Origin of the sequence: Segatella copri (assembly GCF_002224675.1) — a bacterium.
Lineage (GTDB): Bacteria > Bacteroidota > Bacteroidia > Bacteroidales > Bacteroidaceae > Prevotella > Prevotella copri_U.
Genome location: NZ_NMPZ01000077.1, coordinates 1 through 822, shown reverse-complemented (window position 1 = coordinate 822; position 822 = coordinate 1). Strand labels below are relative to the sequence as shown.

The window sequence follows — 822 nt, the reverse complement described above, 5'->3', positions numbered from 1 at the left end:
AGACAGGCGATTCTCATGATGTCCGGATAAGCATCCGACTCCAGCTTTCGATAAGGAATGTATGCATCACTCTGTATGGTACCTTTATAATCTGAGAATACGTTAAGTATGACCTGCTCAGAGCGTGAACCATCCTCATATACGAAGAAGACAAGTCCCAGTTCAGGCGCACTTACAGCCCAGAGGTAGCCTTTCTTCGACCCCTTGTCTGTAGGCTTTGTCTTGGCTAACAGCACTTTATGGTATGTCTCGTCTGCCGAGACATAATCCTGCTGCAACACTACTTGGCAGATAGCCTTATAGAAGTTTTCCAGTACATCAGCACTTCTGGCAATCAGCTTGTTTGCCGTAGCTTTCCTTAACGTAAACCCATTGTCGGCAAAGTATTTGGTAATTCGCTCTACCGGCATGGAATAGATGTATCGCATCTGCAGGAGACCTGCAGCAAAGGAAGGTGAATAGGAAGAATTCAACAACAGAGCCGGCGGAGTCTTCCCCGGATACATGATACTTCCATCCGTATAAGTGTTGATGTGATACACGGTCTTGATGAATTTGATGGGTTCCATGCTGTAACGTATACAGGTACGAGTTCCGAAGAGACGCAACGTCTTCAAAAGCTCTGCATCCATGACTGGATCTATCGTAACATGCACCTCTTTCATCTCGTAATGCATGTCACGCTTGGCACCGTTGTTTTTGCGTGCCTTTCTCTTTTCGGCCTGCTCTGTTTTCTTCTTGTCAAATTCCTCCTGGGTCATCGAGTCTTGTGGATTCTTCTCCTGACGTTCGGACTTCTTGCCTGAAACGAGCTTGCCGAGT

At 46.6% G+C, this 822-nt stretch carries 1 protein-coding gene; it reads right to left on the bottom strand.

What is annotated here, in order from left to right:
• On the bottom strand, positions 1 to 822 hold an 822-nt coding region (locus CFT61_RS16380), incomplete at both ends, for an IS66 family transposase (protein WP_142990671.1).